8 protein-coding genes are annotated in these 6083 nt (G+C 61.0%); 6 read left to right on the forward strand and 2 right to left on the reverse strand.

The window, feature by feature from the left end; genetic code table 11:
* Positions 1-122: 122 nt before the first annotated feature.
* Positions 123-263 (reverse strand): hypothetical protein, encoded by a 141-nt coding sequence (locus ABD327_RS36750; RefSeq protein ID WP_344458241.1) that lies wholly within the window; start codon positions 261-263, stop codon positions 123-125.
* 316 nt (positions 264-579) lie between these two features.
* Here ABD327_RS36750 and ABD327_RS36755 point away from each other — a divergent pair, with 316 nt between their 5' ends.
* The 3 genes from ABD327_RS36755 (at position 580) to ABD327_RS36765 (ending at position 2760) form a co-directional block, all read left to right on the forward strand.
* Positions 580-1101, forward strand: coding sequence for a DUF6879 family protein (locus ABD327_RS36755; RefSeq protein WP_344458243.1), 522 nt, complete (start codon positions 580-582; stop codon positions 1099-1101).
* Positions 1098-1949 carry a helix-turn-helix domain-containing protein gene (locus ABD327_RS36760; RefSeq protein WP_344458246.1) on the forward strand — a complete coding sequence of 284 codons (852 nt, stop codon included), beginning with the start codon at positions 1098-1100 and terminating at the stop codon, positions 1947-1949. The genes ABD327_RS36755 and ABD327_RS36760 overlap by 4 nt, the downstream gene beginning before the upstream one ends.
* Positions 1950-2496: 547 nt before the next feature.
* On the forward strand, positions 2497-2760 hold the full coding sequence (locus ABD327_RS36765; RefSeq protein ID WP_344458248.1) for a hypothetical protein: 264 nt from the start codon (positions 2497-2499) through the stop codon (positions 2758-2760).
* 25 nt (positions 2761-2785) lie between these two features.
* Here the strand turns inward: ABD327_RS36765 and ABD327_RS36770 are convergent, their stop codons facing one another.
* On the reverse strand, positions 2786-3019 hold the full coding sequence (locus ABD327_RS36770) for a helix-turn-helix domain-containing protein (protein ID WP_344458250.1): 234 nt from the start codon (positions 3017-3019) through the stop codon (positions 2786-2788).
* Between the two features lie 255 nt (positions 3020-3274).
* Here ABD327_RS36770 and ABD327_RS36775 point away from each other — a divergent pair, with 255 nt between their 5' ends.
* From ABD327_RS36775 to ABD327_RS36785, 3 genes are all read left to right on the forward strand, one after another.
* Positions 3275-4477 carry a hypothetical protein gene (locus tag ABD327_RS36775; protein ID WP_344458252.1) on the forward strand — a complete coding sequence of 401 codons (1203 nt, stop codon included), beginning with the start codon at positions 3275-3277 and terminating at the stop codon, positions 4475-4477.
* A gap of 55 nt (positions 4478-4532) precedes the next feature.
* Entirely contained in the window at positions 4533-5660 is a 1128-nt protein-coding gene (locus ABD327_RS36780; protein ID WP_344458254.1) for a hypothetical protein, read from the forward strand.
* Positions 5661-5846: 186 nt separating this feature from the next.
* Positions 5847-6083 (forward strand): hypothetical protein (locus ABD327_RS36785; protein ID WP_344458256.1); only part of this gene is annotated, 237 nt, incomplete at its 3' end.

Here is a 6083-nt window from a genome sequence, read left to right on the forward strand (position 1 = left end):
ATCCGGGTCTTGGACCGCCAAATTGGCGATAGCCCTGAAGGCTAGCCCTCGAGCATACTCGGAAGATGCATTTTTCGAAAGTAAATTAAGTACTTCACTCCTATGTTCAAGATTATCCTCGGTTATTGACGCAGCTCTTCTAGGAAGTGTTCTTCAAGATTCGCTTCCGCGTTTACTATGAACTCGCTCATAGTGGCAACCTGATCAGCATTTAATTGATCAAGGCCAAAATACAGTTTTTCCGATTGTTCCATTTTCTTCATTATTGGAAATATAAAATAGGCTGGCAAGTTATGCAATAGAAGAACGTCTATGCACCCACGCGCATACCCCTTGACCAGCCACAACGCCCCCGCCTACCGTCCAGTCACGTCCCCGCATAGAGCACCGAGCGAAGCGAGGCACCGACATGGACGAGACCCACGATTACTGGCGGTGACTGTGGCCGCGACGACTGTCCGACCGTCTTCACCACCAACCGCGGCACGCTCGTAGTCCAGGGCTACATCGTCAACAGGGAGACGCCCGACGGCGAGGCAGTGGTCGAGATCCCCCGGAGCGTCTTCGACGAGGCCGTCCGTGCGCTTGGACGGTGACGCCTGGCGGACGCTCTTCGACAGCTTCGAGACGTCAGCCTTCCGCCTCGAAACGCTCCCCGCCTACGACGTGGCCAGCGAGCGCGAGGAGTACGAGACGTTCCTCAAGACCGGTCAGCTCGTCATCCCGCCGGAAGACCCCTGGTTGACCCGCGTTCGCCACTTCCGGGCCATCGGCCGCACCATCGGGCGGGTACACGTGCTGACCCGGCCGCTCTCTGACTACCTGCGCTACGAGTTCGCCGTCTACGCCTACACCACGGCGGCCGGTGAAGACGTCCGTATCCTCGACCTGACCGACCAACCCAACCCCGGCCTGCCGTCGCAGGACTTCTGGCTCTTCGACGAGCGCCAGGTCGTCCGCATGGACTACGACGAGAGCGGCGTCCAGCTTGGCCGCGAACTGCTCGAAGCCGTTGACCCGGCCCCCTACGTGGCTTGGAAGCAACTGGCCCTTACATACGCCGTGCCCTTCGCGAAGTACCGGGCGACACTGGAACCGTGAAGCTCGACCCTGGCCAGGCAGGCGAAGATCGCCGCAACCTGGCGGAGGCTCTGCGGGATCTCCGCCAGGCCAGCGGCCTGTCTGGCGAACGGCTGGCCCGGCGCTGCGGAATGTCCCAAAGTAAGGTCAGCCGCATCGAGACCGGTCGGCTGCTGCCGTCGGCGCTCGACGTCGAGCTCATGCTGACCGCCCTCGGTGTCGATGACGAGACCCGCGCCGAACTCGCCGAGCTGGCTCGCGTCGCCAACGCCGAGTACCAAGACGTCCGGGCCAGCGCGAAGCGCGGGTTGCACCACCGGCAGCAAGAGCTCGCGGCCCTCGAAGCCAGCGCGACCGAGATGCGGCACTTCCTGCCGACGCTCATCACCGGGCTGCTCCAGACCCCGGACTATATGCGGGCCGCCATGAGCACGCCCATCGAGCCCGCGGCGGGCGACGTCTCGCCGGCCATCGCGCGCAAGCTCGAACGGCAAACCGTGCTGCACGACGGGCGCAAGCAGTTCTCCTTCCTGCTCACCGAGTCTGCAATGCGCTGGCAGCTCTGCGCTCCCTCGGTCATGGCGGTGCAGCTCGACCACCTGGTCTCCGTCTCCCGCTTGCCGAACGTCCGCCTCGGGGTGCTACCGCTCTCGACGCCGGTGCCGGAAGGGGCGTACCACACCTTCGTGACGTACGACCGGCGGCTCGTGACGGCCGAGTTGTTCACTGGCCAGCTCATCATGAGGGAGCCCAAAGACATCGAGCACTACCGGGCACTGTTCGACTTCTTTGCCGAACACGCCCGCTGGGGCGACGAGGCCCGTACCTTCCTCACTGCGGCAGCTGACACATTCCGAAGCAGTAAATAATGCGGTGACGTGCATGGGCCTAGCCGGTCTGACCTGGGGTTTCTAGCGTCTGTGCCATACCGAAGCGAAGGAAACGAGCGAACCCGACCGGTTCGAACTCCTTATACATCTCGCTGCCCAGCTCCGCACGCGGGGCTTGTGGGCGAACGTCATCAAGCCCGCGGGCGAGCAGCCTGAGCCCTTCTGCCGTGTCCAGAACCAGGACGTTGGCGACCTGGCCGAGCACGTCACTTGCTCGGACGCAGACGGCGAGCTGCACTACTGCTGGTCCTGGGGTGACCCCATCGCGCCGGTGCGGCACGTCGAGGCGGCGGCTGAGTGGGTGGCGTACGCCCTGCGCCTGAAGGACCCGGCACCGTGAGCGAGGCAGACGTCAGGCCCCCGAGCGTGCAGCCTCGGCAGGCGAAGTACCAAATCGCGGCCACGCCCAACGGTTCGTACTGGGCGCGCCGGCCTACTTACGCAGTGGGACGAGGCGCCGCTCATCCCGCGGGCGCAGCTCGTCGTCACCGAGCTGGTGGGGACAGCCATCCGGCTGACCAGCACCATGGACGCTGAGACGCAGGCGCAGTACGTCCGTGACCCGGCGTCGGTGTCCGGCAGCGTGCTCGTCCAGGCCGGCATTGTCGGCTTGCGGCTCTCACTCGACCACACCCGCTTGCTCGTCGGGGTGTGGGACCCGAGCAACCAGCCGCCCGCCCCGAACAACGACTACGGCGACGTGCTGGCATCGTTCTGTGTCCGGCAGGGCTGGTACCCCTCGCGGACCGGTGGCCGGGTGGTGTGGGCCGAGGTCACGGTGGAAGCGTGACCGCTCAGTGCCGCGGTGAAGCCGGCTACGCCCCGAAGCGGTCCAGGACGTCACGGAGCGAGAGACCGAGCGCACGTGCCACGTGCCCCAGCTCGATGACGTCCAGGCGCCGTTCTCCTGACTCGTACTTGCTGACGAAGGACTGCGGCACACCGAGCGCCTTCGCCACCTGCACCTGGGTCAGCTCCGCTTCTCGGCGCAGCTCCTTGAGGAGCGCACAAAGCCGCTGGTATTCGTCCGAGTAGATCGACTTTTCCACGGCCACAACAGGACTGCCGGGCCTAGAAATATCCCAAAATCGGATATTCTCAGGCCGGGCGAAGTTGGGGCAGATCGACCGGAGGGAAGGGGGTGATGAGGATGCGCGGTGGTGAGAGCGGCGGCGGTGGCGACACCTGAGACGCCCTTTGAACGGTGCAGCACCCTCAGGCAATGGGACCTGAGGGTGCTGCTTCTGTGCTTTTAAGCGAGTAAAGACCGGCCAGACGTTACGCTCTTCTATCGGGAGGCACAGATGCGAAAGATCACCGTACAGGCTGGACCCATGGCCGGGTTCGCCGCCCACAGTGCAACGGAGGGAGCAGATATCCGAGTAGTTCAGCAAGGATTCTGCTTTGCAGATACTCCTGAGTTCTATCTGTTCATCAACCAGATCGAAGAAGAATTCCTTGCACCCGCCGGCATCCTAGGCGACCAGCTCACCAAGTTCATAGTCGTACAGCACGCTGACGCATCCGCCGACGTCTTCATCGACATCGAATTCATAGTCGAAGGCGTGGTCACACGAGACGTCGAGGCCGGCGAACCCGTTCTCGTGTCAGACATCAGCAAAATCGAGACTTGCCGGATTGAGGGGATCTCGATTCGTCCTGATGACTCTGTCGTCTGCGCTATCAAGATGGGATGGAAGTACGGCCTTTACTTCGACTTCCGGCGCAAAACTTCCGAGCAAGAGGTCTGGCAGCAGCTTGGTCAGCTTTGCAACACGCTGCATACCGATCGATCAATCGCGAACATCCAGCGGCGTGTCTTGAGAGATCGGAAGCCGCACATAATAACCGAGGGCAAGACCGACTGGAAGCACCTCGAGGCAGCTCGGAGAGTGCTTGAGCCGACCCTAGTGCTTGGCTACGCACAGTCAGAGGCCCCGTTTGGCGATGCGGAACTACTGCGACTGTGCCGCCGAATTGCAGAGTTTGGTCCAGAGAATCGCAGCAAAGTCATCGCAATCTTCGATCGCGACAATCCCGATATTGTCAGAGATCTTGCACGGCAGGGCAACATAGATTCCTACCAGGTATGGGGCAATAACGTCTACTCCCTTGCCTTGCCTGTGCCTGTTCACAGGCAGAGCTGTCCGCATGTTTGTATCGAGATGCTGTACTCGGACGATGATCTAGTACGCAGAGACATACATGGAAGACGCCTGTACTTCGAGGATGAACTGGAGCGCGCTACAACACCACAGGGTTCATTTGAGCGTCATCGCCCTCGCGAATCAGGGCGGCAGCAGGGTCAGGCGAGAAAGCTGTTTAGCGGACGGGCCCGCCTCGTCCTTGACGACAACGGGCGTCAGGTTGCGATGACTAAAAGCGATTTTGCGAATCATGTCTATGATCAGGACACCGGTTTTGATGACATCGACTTCTCAGGCTTCCGTAAAACCTTTGATCTAATCAAGGCTATCCTCGCTATTGATGCGGTCCTGCCAAGCTGAGCGATTGCGGGTCCTAGGGAATTCCAAACCCATACTTGCTATACTTGATCTCGTAATGCCCAGCCTGCTTGACGAGCTCTACAAAACCAAACTCCAGCTCATTGCCGTGGTGTCGCTCGTCAGCGGTATCACCCTCCTGCTGCTCGCACACTGGTCGACTACGGCCAGTTCCGCGCCTACTTGGCTGGCCGTCTTACCCGTCTCGGAGATCGGCTCCACGCTCTTCGGCACCGGATTACTCGCCGTCTTCTTCGAGTACATGGACCGCAAGCACGGTGACGAACGCACCGACCAGCGCATCCGTGTCGCCATCCGTACCGAAGCGCCAGCGATCCGTAAGGCGGTCTTCGACAGCCTTGCCTTCACTCCCGAGGGCCTGAAGGACATCACCTCGCCGGACATTCTCGACCGCATCGCCACCAACGCGCTCGGTCTGCGTCTCGGTGACAACCAACTCGCCTCTGATCTCTATGCTGACCTCCGTGCACAAGTCGTTCGTTCCCCAGAGCGCTGGCATGACGTGCACGTCACGGTTGACCTTGCACCCTGGACAAGTGGACCTGCCGCCGGCCGTGGCTCAATGTTCGTCGCCACCATCCGTTGGGAGTACCGCACCATCCCCGCCAAGTCAGCCATGCGGTTCGTCTGTGTTTCAGATGTCCAGGAGTACCGCGAGCTGCTGCGTGATCCCGCAGTGGACGCGGCCTGGTACTTCGGGCGCACTGCACCCATACCGGCCGCGTCCCGTGAAGCGTTCGAGGTTGTGCAGCTCAGCGTGAACGGCAAGGCCCGGACTATCCGCCGCAGCGAGCGCCAGGACGAGCAGAGCTACAGCGCCAACCTCGGCACTACCAACATGGACGGCAAGCCGGTGACCGTCGCCTACACCTACCGCTTGCTCGTCCAGCGGCATGGCCATGTGCTGTATCTCGATCTCCCGCGGCCAGCCAAGGGACTCAAGGCCACCTTGAACTATGGGGAGGCCGGCATCCGCCGGGTGAACACGCTGGACTTCATCGCCAGCGCGGAGAGCAGCCGGGTTGAGAACAGTCCGGCCGACGTGCCGAGCAGCAGCGTGAGCATCGGTTTCGACGGATGGGTGTTCCCGCGGTCGGGCGTGGCGTTCGTGTGGGTGCTGGAGGAAGAGCTTGTGTCGTATGCCGAGAGGCAACTCCCCAGTTAACGAGGGATCTTGTTCGGGAGCACGTAATACCTAGCACACCGACCCTTAAATATCTACGCCAATCGGACATTTTGCCACTTTAAGGACTACCTATCTCGATAGGTTTGCGTATCTCCTAGATATCACTTCCAGCACTCGACTACCTTGGGTCAGCATACAATCCATCGCCTGGATGCTGGAGAAGCCATGAAAAAGCGCATGTTGCCTATAGAGGCAGTTGGCGTTACCACTCTAGCCCTCTTTGTCATGGCAATACCTGTAGATGCTACTGCTGCCGACACGTATCGCGAACAGCAGGGTAGCCGTGGAGCCAATACCTTCAAAAACTACCATAATGCATCTGATATGGGTCCTAGAATTCCAGCGGGACAGTGGGTTGAGATTTCCTGCAAGGTCCATGATCCAACGATCCAATCCGTGAAT

This window comes from Actinocorallia aurantiaca (assembly GCF_039533685.1).
Lineage (GTDB): Bacteria > Actinomycetota > Actinomycetes > Streptosporangiales > Streptosporangiaceae > Actinocorallia > Actinocorallia aurantiaca.

Excerpts from the sequence above, each read along its gene's own strand:
- ABD327_RS36750 (WP_344458241.1), bottom strand. The coding sequence starts at position 263 with ATGAAGAAAATGGAACAATCGGAAAAACTGTATTTTGGCCTTGATCAA.
- ABD327_RS36765 (WP_344458248.1), top strand. The coding sequence starts at position 2,497 with ATGGACGCTGAGACGCAGGCGCAGTACGTCCGTGACCCGGCGTCGGTG.
- ABD327_RS36775 (WP_344458252.1), top strand. The coding sequence starts at position 3,275 with ATGCGAAAGATCACCGTACAGGCTGGACCCATGGCCGGGTTCGCCGCC.
- ABD327_RS36780 (WP_344458254.1), top strand. The coding sequence starts at position 4,533 with ATGCCCAGCCTGCTTGACGAGCTCTACAAAACCAAACTCCAGCTCATT.